The sequence below is a fragment of the Exiguobacterium sp. SH3S3 genome (assembly GCF_004337115.1).
GTDB lineage: Bacteria > Bacillota > Bacilli > Exiguobacteriales > Exiguobacteriaceae > Exiguobacterium > Exiguobacterium aurantiacum_A.
Map to the genome: position 1 here is coordinate 266029 of NZ_SJUU01000001.1, position 18684 is coordinate 284712.

At 51.8% G+C, this 18684-nt stretch carries 17 protein-coding genes; 16 read left to right on the forward strand and 1 reads right to left on the reverse strand.

Annotation, left to right across the window (positions count from 1 at the left end; all coding sequences use genetic code 11):
- Window positions 1-2 precede the first annotated feature (2 nt).
- From EVJ28_RS01340 to EVJ28_RS01385, 10 genes are all read left to right on the forward strand, one after another.
- A complete protein-coding gene (locus EVJ28_RS01340; protein WP_070327458.1) occupies window positions 3-1256 on the forward strand; it encodes a lipid II:glycine glycyltransferase FemX in 1254 nt (417 codons plus the stop codon).
- Window positions 1253-1906 (forward strand): M15 family metallopeptidase, encoded by a 654-nt coding sequence (locus EVJ28_RS01345; RefSeq protein WP_131456158.1) that lies wholly within the window; start codon window positions 1253-1255, stop codon window positions 1904-1906. Before EVJ28_RS01340 ends, EVJ28_RS01345 begins: the two co-directional genes overlap by 4 nt.
- Before the next feature lie 96 nt (window positions 1907-2002).
- Entirely contained in the window at window positions 2003-3670 is a 1668-nt protein-coding gene (locus EVJ28_RS01350; RefSeq protein WP_070327456.1) for a ribonuclease J, read from the forward strand.
- Between the two features lie 61 nt (window positions 3671-3731).
- Window positions 3732-5921, forward strand: a complete 2190-nt coding sequence (locus EVJ28_RS01355) for an FtsK/SpoIIIE family DNA translocase (RefSeq protein WP_236634002.1) — start codon at window positions 3732-3734, stop codon at window positions 5919-5921.
- 404 nt (window positions 5922-6325) lie between these two features.
- Window positions 6326-7045: a GntR family transcriptional regulator gene (locus EVJ28_RS01360; RefSeq protein ID WP_016510124.1), complete on the forward strand. Its 720-nt coding sequence runs from the start codon at window positions 6326-6328 to the stop codon at window positions 7043-7045.
- A 131-nt stretch (window positions 7046-7176) separates the two neighbouring features.
- Complete coding sequence (locus EVJ28_RS01365) at window positions 7177-8262, forward strand: BMP family lipoprotein (protein WP_131456329.1); 1086 nt, start codon at window positions 7177-7179, stop codon at window positions 8260-8262.
- A gap of 61 nt (window positions 8263-8323) precedes the next feature.
- Window positions 8324-9850: an ABC transporter ATP-binding protein gene (locus tag EVJ28_RS01370; protein WP_131456156.1), complete on the forward strand. Its 1527-nt coding sequence runs from the start codon at window positions 8324-8326 to the stop codon at window positions 9848-9850.
- Window positions 9847-10911 (forward strand): ABC transporter permease, encoded by a 1065-nt coding sequence (locus tag EVJ28_RS01375; RefSeq protein ID WP_131456154.1) that lies wholly within the window; start codon window positions 9847-9849, stop codon window positions 10909-10911. Before EVJ28_RS01370 ends, EVJ28_RS01375 begins: the two co-directional genes overlap by 4 nt.
- The gene (locus EVJ28_RS01380; protein ID WP_070327452.1) at window positions 10908-11867 is read left to right on the forward strand and encodes an ABC transporter permease; all 960 of its coding nucleotides are present in this window, start codon (window positions 10908-10910) and stop codon (window positions 11865-11867) included. Before EVJ28_RS01375 ends, EVJ28_RS01380 begins: the two co-directional genes overlap by 4 nt.
- 83 nt (window positions 11868-11950) lie before the next feature.
- On the forward strand, window positions 11951-12760 hold the full coding sequence (locus EVJ28_RS01385; protein ID WP_131487844.1) for a thermonuclease family protein: 810 nt from the start codon (window positions 11951-11953) through the stop codon (window positions 12758-12760).
- A 38-nt stretch (window positions 12761-12798) separates the two neighbouring features.
- On the opposite strand, the gene EVJ28_RS01390 is transcribed toward EVJ28_RS01385, so the two are convergent.
- Window positions 12799-13047 (reverse strand): ferredoxin, encoded by a 249-nt coding sequence (locus tag EVJ28_RS01390; protein WP_016510114.1) that lies wholly within the window; start codon window positions 13045-13047, stop codon window positions 12799-12801.
- 144 nt (window positions 13048-13191) lie between these two features.
- Here EVJ28_RS01390 and EVJ28_RS01395 point away from each other — a divergent pair, with 144 nt between their 5' ends.
- From EVJ28_RS01395 to EVJ28_RS01420, 6 genes are all read left to right on the forward strand, one after another.
- A complete protein-coding gene (locus tag EVJ28_RS01395; RefSeq protein ID WP_070327450.1) occupies window positions 13192-14214 on the forward strand; it encodes a YpbB family protein in 1023 nt (340 codons plus the stop codon).
- On the forward strand, window positions 14198-15625 hold the full coding sequence (locus EVJ28_RS01400) for a RecQ family ATP-dependent DNA helicase (RefSeq protein WP_131456150.1): 1428 nt from the start codon (window positions 14198-14200) through the stop codon (window positions 15623-15625). Before EVJ28_RS01395 ends, EVJ28_RS01400 begins: the two co-directional genes overlap by 17 nt.
- 41 nt (window positions 15626-15666) lie before the next feature.
- Window positions 15667-15870, forward strand: a complete 204-nt coding sequence (locus tag EVJ28_RS01405) for a hypothetical protein (RefSeq protein ID WP_070327448.1) — start codon at window positions 15667-15669, stop codon at window positions 15868-15870.
- A gap of 170 nt (window positions 15871-16040) precedes the next feature.
- Entirely contained in the window at window positions 16041-16898 is an 858-nt protein-coding gene (locus tag EVJ28_RS01410) for a MerR family transcriptional regulator (protein WP_131467753.1), read from the forward strand.
- Between the two features lie 60 nt (window positions 16899-16958).
- Complete coding sequence (locus EVJ28_RS01415; protein ID WP_131487846.1) at window positions 16959-17540, forward strand: adaptor protein MecA; 582 nt, start codon at window positions 16959-16961, stop codon at window positions 17538-17540.
- A gap of 96 nt (window positions 17541-17636) precedes the next feature.
- Window positions 17637-18554, forward strand: a complete 918-nt coding sequence (locus EVJ28_RS01420) for a D-alanine--D-alanine ligase (RefSeq protein ID WP_131456146.1) — start codon at window positions 17637-17639, stop codon at window positions 18552-18554.
- Window positions 18555-18684 lie beyond the last annotated feature (130 nt).

Sequence of the window (18684 nt, forward strand, 5' to 3'; positions counted from 1 at the left end):
TTATGGCAGTACAACCGATTACCTTGACAGAGACAGAGCATGACGATTTCGTCAAAGCACACGACCGCGGCGACTTGCTCCAACTTTCGAGTTGGGCAGACGTCAAAAAACAAAACGGTTGGTCCGCTGAGCGGATTGCCGTCGCTACAAATAGTGAGACGACAGGAGTGGCGCTTCTTTTATTCAAACAAGTGCCAAAGCTACCGTTCACGCTTTGTTACGCACCGCGCGGTTTCGTCGTCGATTACGATGACGTGGCATCATTGCGTGCCTTGACCGAGGAAGCGAAACGCGTCGCCAAACTGAAAAAGGCGATCGTCATCAAAATCGATCCGAATATCGACCGGGACGAAGTACCGGGCTTACTTACGGAAATGTCTAGCCTCGGTTTTACACATAAAGGGTACGGCGGCGGCTTTGACTATGCCCAACCCCGTTTCACGATGGAGACGGACCTCCGTCCGAGCGAGAAAGATATTTTCGCCAAGTTCCATCATAAGTTTCGCTATAACGTCCGTCTTGCCGAGCGTAAAGGGATTGTCTGTACCGAAGTCGGTCGGGACGGCTTGAAAACGTTCGCCGAACTGATGAAAGTCACGGGTGAGCGTGACGGCTTCGCCATTCGCGGGCTCGATTACTTCGAGAACTTGTACGATTGCCTGCAGCCGAATGACGCTCGTTTGTTTTTGACGAAACTTGAACCGAAACTCGCGCTCGATCAACAAATGGCGACGCTCGACAAGGCAAAACGGGACCTTGACAAGATCGAACGGTCTTTGGAAAAAGAAACGGTCGAGAAAAAACGGATCAGTTTGTCGAATCGTCAGAAACAGACGCGCGACCAACTCGTGAAAGCTGAAGCGGCCTTGCCGGAACTCGAACAGCTTCATGCCAGCTATCCGGACGGTCTCGTGTTATCGGGCGGCTTGTTGACGCTCGCCGGCCGCCGCTCGTATTACTTATACGGTGCTTCCTCGAACGAGTTTCGGGAGTTCATGCCGAACCACTTGATGCAATGGACGATGATGCAATCTGCCAAGGCGAGCGGTGCCGAGCGCTATGATTTCGGTGGTGTATCGGGCAGCACGGAGCCGGACGATGAATATGCGGGCCTGTATGCGTTTAAATCGGGCTGGGGCAGCGATCAAATCGAGAAAGTCGGCGAGTTCGACCTCGTCTTGAACCGGCCGCTCTACTTTGCCCTCGAGACAGGGTTACCGCTCGTCAAAGGACTCCGTAAACGGTTAAGAAGATGAAATGGTCAGGCGTTTTGACGTTTGCGATGACGGCGTTTTTGATTGGGATCTTCTTGGCGTATACGTTCTCGCGGCCCGGGCCAATGCCTTGGGTCGATGAACCGACGTTCGAAGCCGGGATGTGCGAACGGAGCCCGCGCTCGGAACAAACGATTGTCGACCGTAGTGACAAGGCGTTTGCCAACTTGCATCCTCATGTGCGAGATCGTGGCGAATCGTTCGTAAGACTGGCGTATTCATGTCTCGGGCTTGAGGTCCGCTTGACGTCAGGCTATCGTTCGGCCGATGAGCAGAATGCGCTCTACGCGCAAGGACGCTCAAAACCAGGGCAAGTCGTGACGAACGCCAAGGCGGGACAAAGTTATCATAACTATGGACTCGCGGTCGATTTTGTCATCATCCACGATAACCGGGCCGACTACGATTTGAGCGCAGATCACAATAAGTCGGGGGAACCCGACTGGCAAGAACTCGGTGAACTCGGAAAGGCACTCGGCTTCGAATGGGGTGGGGATTGGAGAAGTTTTCCGGACTATCCACACTTGCAGATGGACTTCGGCTTATCGGTTCGACAGCTCGCAGCCGGCAAGCGGCCGGACACTAAAGCGACGATGCCGCTCGCTGATGTGATGAAACCTCTAGTCGATTGAACGGAAATGGTGGCATATAAGCGTTTTTTCCGATACAATATTCAGTAGCGATAAGTGGACGAAACAGAATATGAATCATCTAGGAGGTTTTTGTTAGTGTCAAAGAAGAAGACAGAGAACGTTAGCGTCTTTGCGCTTGGTGGCGTAGGCGAAATCGGGAAGAACATGTACGTCGTGGAACTAGACGACGACATCTTCGTCATCGATGCCGGCCTTATGTTTCCAGGCGATGAGATGCTCGGGATTGATATCGTCATCCCGGACATTACGTATTTAAAAGAAAACAAAGATCGGGTACGCGCTATTTTCATCACCCATGGTCACGAAGACCATATCGGTGGACTCAGCTACGTACTCCGTGACTTGAAGCATGTCCCGGTCTACGGGACGAAATTGACGCTCGGTTTAATCGAGCTCAAGTTAAAAGAGGCAGGCTTATTGAAAGAAGTCGACCTTAGATTGATTGACGCTAAAACGAAATTGACTATCGCTGATCATTTCATCACTTTCTTCCGCGTCAACCATTCAATCCCTGACTGTGTCGGTGTCTGCATTCAAACGTCACAAGGCGCGATCGTTCATACCGGCGACTTTAAATTCGACTACACGCCGGTCGATGGGAAGCAGTCTGACTTTAACAAGTTAGCAGCCATCGGTCAGCGCGGTGTGCTCTGTTTATTGTCAGATTCAACAAACGCGGAACGACCAGGCCAAACAGGGTCTGAATCGTTAGTCGGTGCTGAATTAAACGATGTGATCTATCAAGCCGAGGGGCGTGTGATCGTCGCGTCGTTCGCTTCGAACGTCCATCGTTTGCAACAAGTATTTGCTGCAGCCGAGGCGAACGACCGTAAAGTCGCAGTCGTCGGACGCAGCATGGTCAACATCGTCGAAGTCGCACAACGTCTGAACTACCTTCGTTTCAAGCCGAAGACGCTCGTCGAGCTCTCGCAAGTGAACCGTTTGCCGGACGATAAAGTCGTCATCTTGACGACCGGTTCACAAGGTGAGCCGATGGCGGCTTTGACGCGCATGGCGCGTAACGCCCACAAACAAGTGAATATTCGCTTGAATGATACCGTGGTGATCGCGGCGACGCCAATTCCGGGTAACGAAAAATCGGTCTCGAAAACGATCGATCTCTTATTCCGTTCTGGTGCGAACGTCATCTATAACCAGCGTAAAGTGCACGTATCCGGTCACGGTTCGGCTGAAGAGCTCAAGCTCATGCTCAACCTCGTCAAGCCGAAATACTTCCTCCCGATTCACGGGGAGTACCGGATGCAGATGGCCCACTCGAAACTCGCCCAACAGGTCGGGATCAATTCAAGTAACATCTTTATCGTCGAGAAAGGTGACGTCGTCGAGTTCACGGGCCGCAAAGCCCGGATGAGCCGTAAAGTTCCTGCCGGCAACGTCTTGATCGATGGAATCGGTGTCGGGGACGTCGGGAATATCGTTCTCCGCGACCGTCGCCTCTTGTCGCAAGACGGTGTCGTCCTCTGTGTCGTCACGTTGAACCGTAAACAGAAGAAGTTGATTTCAGGCCCTGAACTCATCTCGCGTGGATTTGTCTATATGCGCGAATCAGAAGTGATGATCTCAGAAGCAAACCGGATTGTCACGAAACAGATTGAGAAGAGTCTCGAAGCTGGAAGTGATTGGACCGAATTGAAATCAAATATCCGCGAGCGGCTCAGCGTCTTCTTGTTTGAACAGACGAAACGTCGTCCGATGATCTTGCCGATCATCATGGAAATTTAAAGAATTGAGATCGAGGCAAAAGTCATCTGACTTTTGCCTCTTTTTTTAGGAGGAATAGAAGTTGGCACAAAAAACGAGAAAGACCCCGGTGAAGCGTAAGCCGCGACCGACGACGAGGAATCGTAAGCGGAAACAGCCAATCCCACTTCGTACATATGGTTGGGCCGGCTTTATCTTGTCGATGATCGCGTTCATCTTTTCGCTGTTCGAGTTCGGCTGGGTCGGGACTCAGACAGCGACGTTTGCGACGACGCTGTTTGGGGGCTGGGGTGCACTCACATATTTGATCGTCGCATTCATCTTGCTCGTATTCTTGAACGATTTCCGTCCGATCCAACGAGCCGGCATCTTCTTGCTGTTCGTGTCCTTCCTATTGTTCGGGGACATGGTGTGGGGAACGGAACGGGGAGTGGTGAACGGGGCGCTCTACGGATTGAACCAATACTTACTATCGGACTTCGGGATTATCTTCCTTGGCATCAGCAGCCTCGTCGTCGGTATCTCGCTTCTGTCTCCGGCGATTTGGCGGACGATCGGGAACCGGTTGCTCGAAAGTTTCGTTGCGGTTAAACAAGAATGGCGTGACCGGGAACGTACACCCGCCAAACCGAAACCGACTGAGAAGAAGCGGGTCGACGCACGCGCGTCCGAGTCAACAGCCAAGCCTCAAGAAGTGGAGGCCGAGGCGGACGCCATCGTCATGCATGATATCCCGATTGTCGGGTTTAGTGAGACCGTCGACGCCGAGAAGCGTCAGAAAGCGTCTGACGAGACCGTGAAGAGCGAGGTCGTATCAGATCTTCCGACCGAGGACATGATGATGACAGCGGCTCAGGACGTGTCTGCGACATACGAATTGCCGAAGTTCACGATTTTAAGTGAACCGGTCGTGACCGACTTGTCAGGGGAGAACGCACGATTGAAGGCGAACGCGACGAAACTCGTCCAAACGCTCAAGTCGTTCGGCGTCGGGGTGAAAGTGCTCAAAATCCATCTCGGTCCGACTGTCACGAAGTACGAGCTGCAACCGGACATCGGCGTCAAAGTGAGCCGGATCACTTCATTGAGTGATGATCTCGCACTCGCACTTGCCGCCAAAGACATTCGCATCGAAGCACCGATCCCAGGGAAGGCGGCCATCGGCATCGAAGTCCCGAACCAAGAAGTCGCGCCGGTCTGTCTGCGTGAAGTGTTAGAAGCGGAGCCTGTCAAACGCGATGAGGCACCGCTCCTCGTCGCGCTCGGTCGCAGTATTAGCGGTGAGACGGTCACGATCGCGTTGAACAAGATGCCTCATCTACTCGTCGCAGGGTCGACCGGCTCCGGGAAGTCGGTCTGTATCAATGGGATGATCGTGTCTATTTTGATGCGGACGCGGCCAGATCAAGTCCGCCTCATGATGATCGACCCGAAGATGGTCGAGTTGAACGTCTATAACGGCGTCCCACATTTATTGACGCCGGTCGTGACGGATCCGAAAAAAGCGGCTCAAGCGCTCAAGCAAGTCGTTGCCGAGATGGAGCGCCGCTACGAGCTGTTTAGCCGCTACGGTGTCCGTAACATCGAGGGCTACAACGACCTCGTCGACAAGTCAGAGGACGAAGACGCTAAACGGCTCCCGTTCATCGTCGTCATCGTGGACGAGTTGGCCGACTTGATGATGGTCGCCTCAAACGATGTCGAGGACGCGATTATGCGGCTCGCCCAGATGGCGCGAGCGGCCGGTATCCATATGGTACTGGCGACGCAACGTCCATCCGTCGACGTCATCACGGGTGTCATTAAAGCGAACATCCCGTCCCGGATCGCGTTCGCGGTCTCGTCAGCGACCGATTCAAGAACGATCCTCGACGGCGGGGGAGCTGAGAAGCTACTTGGTCGAGGTGATATGCTCATGCTCGCGAACGGAATGAACAAGCCGGTACGCGTCCAAGGGGCGTTCGTCTCTGATCAGGAAATCGAGACGGTCGTCAACCATGTCATCGCCCAGCAGCGGGCCCAGTACGTCGAGGCGATGATGCCAAAAGAAGAAGAAGTGACGACGATCGACTCGGACGACTCGTTGTTCGAAGAAGTCGTCCAATTCATCTTGACGCAAGAAACGGCGTCGACTTCGATGATTCAACGAAGATTCCGAATCGGTTATAACCGGGCGGCCCGCTTGATTGATTCGCTCGAACAAGCAGGGTACGTCGGTCCTTCGGAAGGATCGAAGCCACGGAAAGTACTCGTTAACCAACAAGATGCATAATACTAAAAACGAACTATAAGAACGAAAGCGTTCGAAATAGTTCGTTTTTTGTTTGTTTTTAAAAGTATCGTCAATTCAGTTACCTCGCGTCGGATAAACATGTACAGTAGAAGTTATATAGCACATCTGGACTATATGACCTATTGAGACATACTACTGAAAACGTTGAAACGCTTTCATTTTTTAATACCGTTTTCATTTTACGATTTCTTTTCAAACACTCGTAGAACAGGTAATATAGACTAAGTGGTATACATAATCCCTTGGCTTTAAAACATTTCCTTGATTCCGAACAAAAAAGTATTGCGTTCTTTTTGCGGAATCCCTATACTTAGAATTGGCAAGGACATTCATACGTCAGATGTCTGAGCACTGGTAAGAAATAGGTAAAGGTGGTGAGGCCCATGTCGATCAAGCTCGATCATCGCTTGCTCTATCTTCGCGTGATTGAGAAAATCAAGCAGGATATCGACGATGGTGTCTATCGTGAAGGAGAGAAACTTCCTTCAGAATTCGAGTTGTCGAAGCAACTAGGAGTCAGTCGAGCGACGCTCCGAGAAGCGCTTCGCATTCTCGAAGACGAGAAATTTGTCGTGCGGAAACATGGTGTTGGGACATTCATCAGTTCAAAACCCCCATTCACTTCTGGGATCGAGGAACTGTTCAGTGTGACGGACATGATTATGCGCGCCAAGATGACACCAGGAACAAAAGTATTGGTGGCCGAAAAAGTGTTAGCGACAGAGAGAGAAGCTGAGCGTCTGAAAATTGAACCGAACTCACCGATTTATCGGATTGTCCGGATTCGTTACGCAGATGAAACACCGGTCGTATACTGCGTGGATAAAATTCCAGCCCATCTCGTTTCTAATCCTGAAGCATTGACAGAAGGAAAGTCGTTATTCGATGCGCTTGAAAAAGAGGTAGGACGTCGGGTCGCATACGCGATCACGCACATCGAACCGAGTGTCAGTTCAGAGATCTCGACCCAACTTCAAACGGACCAACCGTTACTCGCTTTAAAACAACTGCATTACGATGAGAGCGATTTACCGTTGCTCGATTCGGCAAACTTTTTCCGAGCGGACCGCTTCGACTTCCACGTCGTTCGCAAACGCGTCTAAGCAAGTTCTTGTAAGGCGGAAATGGTTATTTTTGGGGAATGGCGTGAAAGCGCTTTCTTATACCGGTGTAAAGACGACTGATGACATGACAACCTTAATTGTTATGATCCGAAAGGGGAAACACGACGATGATGAACAAGAAAAAAACGATTCTTTCAGCTTTAGCAGCAGGTCTCACGCTCTCAACAGTACTCGCAGCATGCGGTGGGGATGACAACGAGGGTACTACTTCAAACGGCGAAGGCGGCGAAGGCAGCGACTTCAAAGTCGCGATGGTAACCGATACTGGCGGCGTTGACGACAAATCGTTCAACCAATCAGCTTGGGAAGGTCTTCAAAAGTTCGGAGCGGACAACAACTTGACTGAAAACGAAGGCTACAAATATCTTCAATCTTCGAAACAAGCGGACTATCAGCCAAACTTGCAGCAATTGGCACGCGATAACTTCAACTTGATCTACGGTATCGGTTTCTTGATGGGTGAAGACATCAAGAAAGTGGCCGAGCAGTTCCCGGACAACAACTTTGCGCTCGTCGACATGGTCGTTGACGCACCGAACGTCGCGTCAATCACGTTTAAAGAACAAGAAGGTTCGTTCCTCGTCGGTGTCGTCGCAGGTCTCACAACGACAACGGACAAAGTCGGCTTCATCGGCGGCGTCGAGTCAGACTTGATCAAGAAGTTCGAGAACGGATATAAAGCGGGTGTCATGGCCGTCAACCCAGACGCGACAATTGACGTCAAGTACGCTGAAGACTTCAACTCAGCTGAAAAAGGAACGGCAATCTCTTCAGGTATGTATGGAGCAGGCTCTGACATCATCTATCACGCAGCAGGCGGAACGGGTGTCGGTGTCTTCACAGAAGCGAAAAACCGTAAGAAGAACGGTGAAAAAGTATGGGTCATCGGAGTTGACCGTGACCAGTACGAAGAAGGACTTCCTGAAGATGTAACCCTTACTTCAATGGTCAAACGTGTTGATACGGCGACTTACGAAGTATCGAAACAGACGATGGATGGAAACTTCCCAGGTGGCGAGATCATCGAATTTGGTTTGAAAGATGACGGCGTCGGTATCGCTGAAACATCTGACAAGCATGTATCTGCTGAGATTCTTGACAAAGTAGAAGAGTACCGTCAACAGTTGATCGACGGAGAACTCACGGCGCCAGCGACTGACGCTGAGTTCGAAGAGTTCATGAAGACAGTAAAATAATTCATTGAGTTAGGGGGGACCCATGCGGTCTCCCTTTACTTAAAGTTAGGGGTGGACTTTCTTGGAATATGTAATTGAAATGCTCAATATTCGCAAAGAGTTCGGAACGTTCGTAGCCAACGACAACATCACCCTCCAACTTCGCAAAGGCGAGATTCATGCGCTGCTCGGCGAGAACGGTGCCGGGAAATCAACGCTTATGAACGTCTTGTTCGGTCTCTACCAACCAGAAGGTGGAGAGATTCGAGTGCGCGGGGAGAAAGTGAATATTGAAAATCCGAACATCGCCAACGAACTTGGAATCGGCATGGTACACCAACACTTCATGCTCGTCGAGAAGTTCACGGTGACCGAGAACATCATCCTCGGGTCTGAACCGAGAAGTGGATTGACAGTCGACCGGGCGACGGCTCGTAAAAAAGTAATGGACATCTCGGAGCAATACGGTCTTCGCATCGATCCTGATGCCAAAATCGAAGATATTTCGGTCGGGATGCAACAGCGTGTCGAAATTTTGAAAACGCTCTACCGCGGGGCTGAAATCTTGATTTTTGATGAGCCAACAGCTGTTTTGACGCCGCAAGAAATCCAAGAACTCATTCAAATCATGAAGCGTCTCATTGAAGAAGGCAAATCGATCATCTTGATCACGCATAAATTAAAAGAAATCATGCAAGTCGCCGACCGTTGTACGGTCATTCGTCGCGGACGCTATATCGGTACCGTCGAAGTCGACGAGACCGTGAATGAAGATAGCTTAGCCGAGATGATGGTCGGGCGTGAAGTAAACTTTGATGCGGAATATTCCAAGGCAGATCCACAGCAAGTCGTGCTCGACGTTCAACAGCTCGTCGTCAAAGACAGCCGCGGACTGAAAGTCGTCGAAGGCTTGGATTTACAAATTCGTTCTGGGGAGATTCTCGGTATCGCCGGGATTGACGGGAACGGTCAGACTGAATTAATTGAAGCGCTTTCAGGTCTGAAAAAGCCTGAAGCAGGTAAAATCTTATTGAACGGGAAAGACGTGACCGGCTTCACGCCGCGTAAAGTGACAGAGTCCGGTGTCGGGCACATCCCGCAAGACCGTCACAAGCACGGACTCGTCCTCGACTACTCGATCCGTGACAATATGGTGCTCCAAACGTACTATAAAGAGCCGTTCTCAAAGCGTGGCTTGATGAACTATAAAGCCGTCGCTGAGAAAGCGAAAGCGTTGATTGAGAAGTTTGACGTCCGAACTCCATCAATCGACGTGCCGGCCCGCGCGTTATCTGGCGGTAACCAACAAAAAGCGATCATCGCCCGAGAGGTCGACCGGTCACCAGACTTGTTGATCGCCGCGCAACCGACGCGGGGGCTCGATGTCGGTGCCATCGAATTCATTCACGAGCAACTCATTAAAGAACGGGAGAAAGGACGCGCCGTCCTGCTCATCTCGTTCGAGCTTGAAGAAATCCTTCACGTCTCCGACCGGATCGCCGTTTTATACGAAGGAAAGATCGTCGGAATTCGCGACCCGAAAGAAACGACCGAGCAAGAGCTTGGCTTCTTGATGGCCGGCGGTAAGAGAGGGGAAGAAACAGTATGAACAAGCTACAATTTAATCGACTTCTTATCCCGCTTTTGTCGATCTTGATGGGACTACTTGTCGGTGCGATCGTCATGCTCATCGGTGGTTACAACCCGGTCCAAGGGTTCTCATCACTGTTCAGCGGCATGGTCGGCAGCCCGTATGCGATCGGTGAGACGCTCCGTGCGGCAGCACCGCTCATTTTCTCAGGTTTGGCCGTCGCGTTCGCTTTCCGGACCGGACTGTTCAACATCGGTGTCGAAGGTCAAGTCTTGATCGGGTGGGTGGCAGCGGTTTATGTCGGGATCAATTTTGACTTACCGATGTTCATTCACTTGCCGCTCGCGCTTCTCGCGGCCATGTTCGCGGCAGCGCTATGGGCGTTCGTGCCTGGTTTCTTGAAAGCCAAGTTCCACGTCCATGAAGTTATCACGTCAATCATGATGAACTATATCGCCCTCTACACGACGAACGCGATTTTGCGTGGCGTCATCGGTGTGACGAACGAACGGACCGATGATATTAAAGACTCGGCCTCGCTCGCCTCGCCGTTGCTGCAAGAATTGACGACGTTCTCGCGTCTGCACTGGGGTATTCTCATCGCCGTGCTCGCAGCGATCGTCTACTACTACATCTTGCAACGGACAACGCTCGGGTATGAGCTTCGTGCCGTCGGATTTAACAAACACGCCTCGCAGTATGCGGGGATGAGCGTTAACCGGAACATCATTCTCTCGTTCGTCATCTCTGGAATGTTCGCCGGACTTGCCGGCGCGATGGAAGGTCTCGGGACGTTCAACGGAATGACGCTCAGCGCGTCGTTCACCGGCGTCGGATTCGACGGGATCGCTGTCGCCCTGCTCGGTGCGAACACGGCGGTCGGTGTCTTCCTGGCAGCCATCTTGTTCGCCGGTCTCAACATCGGCGGACTTGCGATGCAACTCGGGGCCAACATCCCGTCTGAACTCGTCAAAGTCATCATTGCCGCCATCGTCATCTTCGTGGCGTCAGGGTATGCTTTAAACTATGTGATTGAAAAACTTAAAGGAAACCGTAAGAAAGGAGTGGAGAAAAAATGAGCTTCTTAGAAGTACTCTACATCGTCGTTCCGGTTGCGTTAGCCTATGCGACTCCACTCATCATCGCGGCGCTCGGCGGCATTTTCAGTGAACGTTCGGGTGTCGTCAACATCGCTCTAGAAGGCATCATGGTCATCGGTGCGGCGACGGGGATCATCGTCACGCTCACACTGACCGATATGGGATTTGGCGGGCTCAGCCCGTGGCTCTCACTGTTGATCGCCATGGTCGTCGGCGCGCTGTTCTCGCTGTTCTTGGCCGTTCCTGCCATCCTCTGGCGGGCTGACCAAACCGTTCTCGGTGTCGCGATCAACATGCTCGCCGTCGGGCTCGCCATCTTCGTCGTTCGGGTTCTTTACAATAAAGGACAGACCGATTTCATCGAGTATCGGATCGCCAAAGAGAACGTGCCGATTCTGTCAGACATCCCGGTGCTCCGCATGTTCTTCATCAACGTCCAATACACGTCGTTCATCGCGATCATCCTCGCGTTCGTCGTCTGGTTCGTCATCTTTAAGACGCCGTTCGGTCTTCGTCTTCGTTCAGTCGGTGAACATCCGATGGCGGCGGACACGATGGGAATCAACGTCACGAAGATGCGCTTCATGGGCGTCATGCTCTCAGGTGCGTTCGGTGGTTTGGCTGGTGCGGTCTATGCCGTCACGGTTACGACCAACTTCAGTGGGACGACGATCGTCGGACAAGGCTTCCTCGCCATTGCCGCGATGATCTTCGGAAAATGGAACCCGCTCGGTGCCCTGGGCGCTGGTCTATTCTTCGGGTTCGCCCAAGCGCTATCGATCATCGGCAGTAACTTGCCGGTCATCAATAACGTACCGCAAGTATTGCTCTTGATCGCGCCGTACGCGTTGACGATCCTCGCCCTAGCAGGTGTCGTCGGACGAGCGGACGCTCCGAGATCAGTTGGTATCCCGTATATTAAAGGGAAGCGCTGACGAGGGAAAGGACATATGTCTCGTTTTGCCAAGGTTGTTTGACGCTTAAGTCAAACAACCTTTTTTGTTATACTGGTGTAGAGGTGAGACAATTGAAACAATGGTGGCAACTACTGCTCGTTCTCGTGCTGAGCGTTTCGTTAGCCGGTTGCTCGGTCGATGACTGGTTCGCCGAGCAAATCGAGCCGCCGGAATCGCTCGTCGAACTCGAGTCGGATTACCCGGCAGCGGACGTCGGGACAAAAGTCCGAGCGCCGATCGGCAAGACGGAGACGGTCACGTTAGACCGCGTCATCGATGGCGATACGCTTAAAGTCGAGTTTGAGAGCGGTGCGACCGAGTCGATTCGACTCCTGCTCGTCGACACGCCTGAGACGAGTCATCCGACGTTGCCGGTCCAACCGTTCGGTGAGGACGCGAAGGCGTTCGTCGCGCGTTGGTTATCGGAAGGTGAGACGATCGTCCTCGAGTACGACGTCGGGCGCTACGACCGCTATCAGCGGACGCTCGCTTACGTATGGTATGATGATGCGATGCTCAATGAAGAGCTGCTGCGTCGCGGTCTCGCACGCGTCGCGTACGTTTACGCCCCGAACACCCAGCACATCGATGCGTTCCGCGATGTCGAACGCGCTGCCCGGCGCGAGCTGCTCGGCATTTGGAGCATCGAGGACTACGTGACCGGCAACGGTTTCGACCATGGAGCGGCGCGACCGGCGAAACCTCGACCGGAGCCGAGCGAAGCGTGTGACATTAAAGGGAACATTAATCGGGACGGCGAGAAAATTTATCACGTGCCGGACGGTGCGAGCTATGAACGCACGAACCCGGAGGAAATGTTCTGTACGGAAGGAGAGGCCGAGGCGGCCGGGTTTAGAAGAGCGGCCCGTTAAAAAAAGACATGTGTGTCAACTTGACACACATGTCTCTCTTATTCGTATTTGAGTGCGTCGCCATCGAACGATTCATCAGCGACTTTGATTGAGTCGGTCGGACATCCTTCGAACGCGTCCATCAAATCTTCCGACAGTTCGTCAGGTACTTCGACTGTGCCTGTGTTGTCGTCCATCAAGTTGAAGGCGAGACCTTCGTCATCATAGTCGAAGATGTCGGGAGCAGCTGCTCCACAAGCACCACATGCGATACATGTATCTTTGTCAACGATAGTAAATTTTGCCATTTGTAACCCTCCAAACATTTCGTCTCTCTGCATAGAAATGACTTTCTACTGACTATGAGTAATTGTAGTCTACATACCCTAATATTTCAATGAGGAAACGAATAACGTTTTGGAGGGATAGTGATAATGAGAGAGGGTGGAAGGATGGTTCATTTAGCCGACGGAGTGTTGCTCCTATCGATTCAACGCTTAAAAGGGGAGCGCAGCGAACGTAGCCTGTTTCACGTTTTAAACGGAAAACGTTCGGCGACGACGCTCCAAGATGCTTTTTTTTATGACCTTGAACCGATTTTCGGACTGTTCCCTTATACGAAATATGATTATGAGAAGCTGTTAGTCTCGTTTGAGAAAAGAGGCTGGCTCAATCGGGCGACGTTCACGTTAACCGAAGCCGGAAGTATGCTCGCTAGTCCGGACGCGGTCAGCCAGTTGTTTGACCGGCTCGGTGGCGAGTACCGGGACTATACGACGATGACATGGAAACGTCTCAGTTTATTTATCCAGACGTTCATGTCACTCGAACACGAGCGCACGTTTTATCCGGTTCAAGCCGATCGGATGGCCGAGCGGTGGGTCAAGCAAATCGTGCGAACGGAACGAGAGTGGAAAGAACTGATCGCCTCGTTTCATCAAGAACTCGAAACAGCGCTTGAAACGGTCGGTGATCCATATGCGACGGCAGTCGTCTATCGTTTCACCGGGGCGTTCGAGACGGGATACACGTATGAACAGATCGCGACGCTCCTTGACGTCGATGCTCGGACGGCACGGCTTTATTTCTTGGCCGGATGGAACGCGCTGTTACGGACTGTGCCGCGAGATGCTAAAATACTAGGGTTTGCCCACGGATTGTCGGATGAGCGGATGACGTTATCGGCGCGTGAATCGTTCGATTTGTTTTCGGCCGGTCGCACGTTCGCGCAAGTACAATCGATCAGGCGCCTGCGCACGAGCACGATCGAAGACCACGTCGTCGAGATGGCGATGTATTTGGACGACTTCCCGCTCGATCAATTCGTGCCAGCCGACGCGATTGCCGAAGTCGAACGGTTACGGGAAGAAGACAGCTGGGCGCTAAAGCCGATCTTCGAGAAAACCGACAATCTCAGTTACTTCCAAATTCGGTTAGTGTTCGCGAGATTGAAACGAGGTGAGACATTTGTATGAAAAAACGTTGAAGCGTGTGTTCGGTCACGAGACGTTTCGTCCCGGACAGCGTGACGTCATCGAAGCGGTCGCCGAAGGGCAGGACGTGTTGGCGATCATGCCGACGGGTGCCGGGAAATCATTGACGTTCCAACTCCCGTCGTATTTAAAGAATGAAGGCTTGACGATTATCGTCTCACCGCTCTTGTCGTTGATCGAAGACCAAATGCTCCATATTCGGGAGCGCGGCGAGCGTGGCGTGGCGAGACTGACGTCGATGGAGACGTTAGAAGAGAAGCAAGACATACTGAATCATTTGAAGCGCTATCGGTTCTTATACCTATCTCCCGAACAGCTCGCTGTGCCGCACGTGACCCGGGCGCTCGCAAGGACTCCGATTCAAATGCTCGTCATCGATGAAGCGCACTGTATCTCGCAATGGGGTCACGAATTCAGGCCGGAATACGCACGGCTCGGGGAGCTCCGTAAACAACTCGGAAGCCCGCAATGCATGGCCGTCACGGCGACGGCCCCGGAAAACGTGAAACGGGATATTATCGAGAAATTAGCTTTATTCTCGCCGTCCCAGTTCGTCCATTCGGCCAATCGACCTGAGATCCGTCTCATCGTCGAACGGCTCGAGACGGAACAAAAGATGCCGCGACTGATCGAACTCGTTCGAGAAATGCCGACACCGGCCGTCATCTATACGGCGACACGACGGGAAGCTGAAGCGCTCGCGCTTCAACTCGATGACGCCTTGTTTTATCATGGCGGGATGTCGACCGAGGATCGGCGCCTCGTTCAATCGCAATTTTTACGCGATGAAGTTGCGATCATGGTATGTACGAGTGCGTTCGGGATGGGCGTCAACAAAGATAACGTGCGCTCTGTCATCCATTTCCAACTGCCGGCGACGCTCGAGGCGTACATGCAAGAAATCGGCCGGGCCGGCCGGGACGGCGAACCGGCGTTTGCCGTCTTACTGTATGCCGAAGGGGATGAACGGATCCAACAGTTTTTAATCGATCAACAGTACCCGAAAGATAAAGACATCCGCGTGGCTTATCTAGAACGGGACAACGGAACGAGCTTGTCGCAATTACCGCGGCTGTTGAAGATGAACGAGGAAGATCCGGTATGGGGCTTGCTAAACCAAATGCTCGCCGAACGCACGCTTGCCGATGCGGTCGATTGGGTAAAAGAGAGAAAGCGGGCCCGGTACCGCCAGCTCGGCCAAATGATTGACTACGCGCTCATCAAGAAGTGCCGGCGCGATTACTTGCTGAATTACTTTTCGGAGCAACCGGTCAAACAAGCCGATTGCTGTGACGTCTGTGGTGAGATTTCATTCCCGCCGTCGGTTCAAGTTGTGTCTAAAAATGTGACAGATTGGAAACATCGGTTGGCGCGCATCTTTTCCTTTGATTGATATCATAGTAAAATGATAAAAAAGGTAAAGGAGGGCACACGTTGCGACATCGAAACCAAGCAGATTCTCTTCGTGAAAAAGTCGTGGACACGTTGCCGTCTCGGTCGGAACGGCAAGAGCACGAGCGGAAAGAAAAATTAAATGATAATTGGTTGAAACGACCGCTGGCTATGATGCTGACTTTGACGATGTTTGCGATTATCCTCGCATTTTTATATATAGGACGTCATACATTATTTTTCTGATGATACGGTGGAGACGCCGTATTTTTTTATTTTGTTTCAACATGTTCGCGAGGTTTACTTGAATTGGAAAAGTCACACCTGTTTCTCACAGATTTGCACAATAAAACAGGTAAAGCTGAAATGATGGGTCTATACTGAAAGGGAAGAACCTGTAGGAGAGGAGGGCTGCTATGCCGAAGTACTCCATCAAGACGGTCGCGTCATTGACCGGTGTGAACCCGACGACGATTCGGGCTTGGGAGCGTCGTTATCAGTTTATCGAGCCGAGCCGGACCGATTCAGGTCACCGATTGTATTCCGACCAAGACGTCGAAAAAATCAAATGGGTCGTTGAAAAACAACGCGAAGGGTTGACCGTCTCGCAAGCGATTCAGCAACTTCATGAGGCACCGAAGCCAAAGCCTGCTCGTCTCTACGACGAAGAATTGAAGGATGGATTAATGGACGCGCTGCTCAAATTTGATGAACGGAAAGCGCACGATTTGATTAATCGTGCCTTCAACACGTTCAGTTTTGAAAAAGTGACGAAAGATATCATTAGCCCTTTGCTGATGGATATCGGCACACGCTGGGAAAATGGGACGATCACGATCGCGCACGAACACTTTGCGACGTCCTTTTTCCGAGCCCGCTTGTCGACGCTGTCTCTTCAAATGCCGATGAATCCATTTTTGCCCCGGATCATTTGCGTCTGTGCCCCAGGTGAGATGCATGAAATTGGCCTTTTGTTCGTGACGCTCTATTTAAGACAATACGGCTTTGACGTCATTTTCCTCGGATCGGGGTTCCCGAAAGAGGATTTGAGCACAGCGCTCCATGATATCGATGCGAAATGTTTAATCTTTTCGTGTACGTTGACTGAGCACATTGCCAATCTTCAAGAAGCGATGCGTTACATTCAAGCGGAGCACCCGGACCTCGTCATCGGTGCGGGTGGATACGCCGTCAGTCAACAAGCGTCGCAATTTGAAGGAGCGTTTCTAGGAGATACGCCTGACGCTTGGAACGAGTGGTTGTCAACCATTTGACAGGTCGACAAAACGGGAGTAGCTTATTAAGTAGAATGATTTTTCTTTGGAGGTTTTCGTTTGAGATTTGAAAAACAGACAAAAGAACATTTGAGGGTATACTTGACTGCGAGCGACTTATCGATTCGAGGGATCGCCATCGATACGATTGTCGGAGAGAGCGGTCAAGAACTATGGCGGGAATTGCTTGAAACGGCCGAGGCCGAATATGGGTTCATGCCGCAAGGTGCTGTCGACTTGAATGTGACGATGTTTCCACGCGATGGACTCGTCATCGATGTTCAAAAAGTCGATGCGGTCGTCGCGGAGTCGGATCAAGAACAAGTCGAGATTCGGTTGACGATCGATGTGATCCACCATTTGATTTATCAGTTTGACGATATTGAAGACGTGATCAATGCGTCGATTCGCGCGTTTCCGCATATGCAAGATACCGACCAAGGTGGGGCACTCTATCATTATGACGGCCGCTACTACTTACATTTTGTGGAAGTTATCAAACCGCAAGTCGAGGAGCGGCTCGCCGCCATCCTGTCTGAATATGGCAAAACGACGACCGTCAGCCCGTATCTCATGATGGAGTACGGGAAGACCATCCAAACTGAACAAGCAGTGAAACAGCTGTACGATACGTTCGCGTAAGTACGGCTTTTTTACTATTCTGTTTCTATTGTTTTCAGCTGACACATGGTATGATAAAACTTGAATTTTTGAGAAGTTAGCTGAAGGAGAGATATAATGAAAGTCGCTGTTTTATATGGTGGAGTATCGGGTGAGCGTGAAGTGTCGCTTACGAGTGGTAAAGGTATGATCGAAGCGTTAGAGACACGGGGTCATGAAGTCGTGGCTATCGATTTTCACCCGGATCGGGCTGAAGAGTTATTGACGCTTCAAGCAGACGTCGTCGTCAGTGCCCTGCACGGCAAGTATGGAGAAGACGGTCGCGTCCAGTCGCTCCTCGAGATGGCGCAGCTCCCTTATACAGGGTCGGGCGTCTTGGCTTCGGCTCTCGCGATGGACAAGGCACGCGCGAAAATCATTTTCGCCGCTTCAGGTATTCGTGTCGCCCGTGACGTCCTCGTCCAAGCAGGGGATGACCTCGATTTGAAAGTGGCTGAATGGGGCGGCGAGTTTCCTTGTGTCGTCAAACCGGCGCAAGAGGGATCTTCGAACGGACTGACGATTGCGACCGACGAGTCGATGCTACGCGCGGGCATCGATAAGGCGTTCCAATGTGATACGGCCGTGTTGGTCGAACAGTACATCAAAGGTCGTGAGCTGACCGTTCCGGTGCTCGGCAACCGTGGGAACGAGCACGCCCTCCCGGTCATCGAGATCATCCCGAAGAATGAATTTTACGACTACGAGTCTAAGTATTCGGAAGGCGGGTCAATTCACGTCTGTCCGGCGGAATTGCCGGAGGCGTTGACGAAAGAAGTGCAAGCGGCCGCGATTGAGGCGCACCGTGCCCTTGGCTGCAGCGGCTATTCACGCTCTGACTTCTTAGTGTCGGAGCAAGGATTGGCCTACATCCTCGAGACGAACACGCTCCCGGGGATGACGCCGCTCAGTCTGTTCCCGGACAGTGCGAACGTCGCCGGTATTTCTTACGGTGAATTGCTAGAGCGTTTCATCGCGCTCGCCTTAGAGAAATAAGAAGGGATTCCCCTTCTCCGCTTTTTGGAAAACGCTTTCATTATTTTTGTAAAACCCTTTCAAAATGCTTGCTTATCGGCTATACTTTTAAACGAATACGAGGTTGATTCTTGGGGGAGAATTGACAATT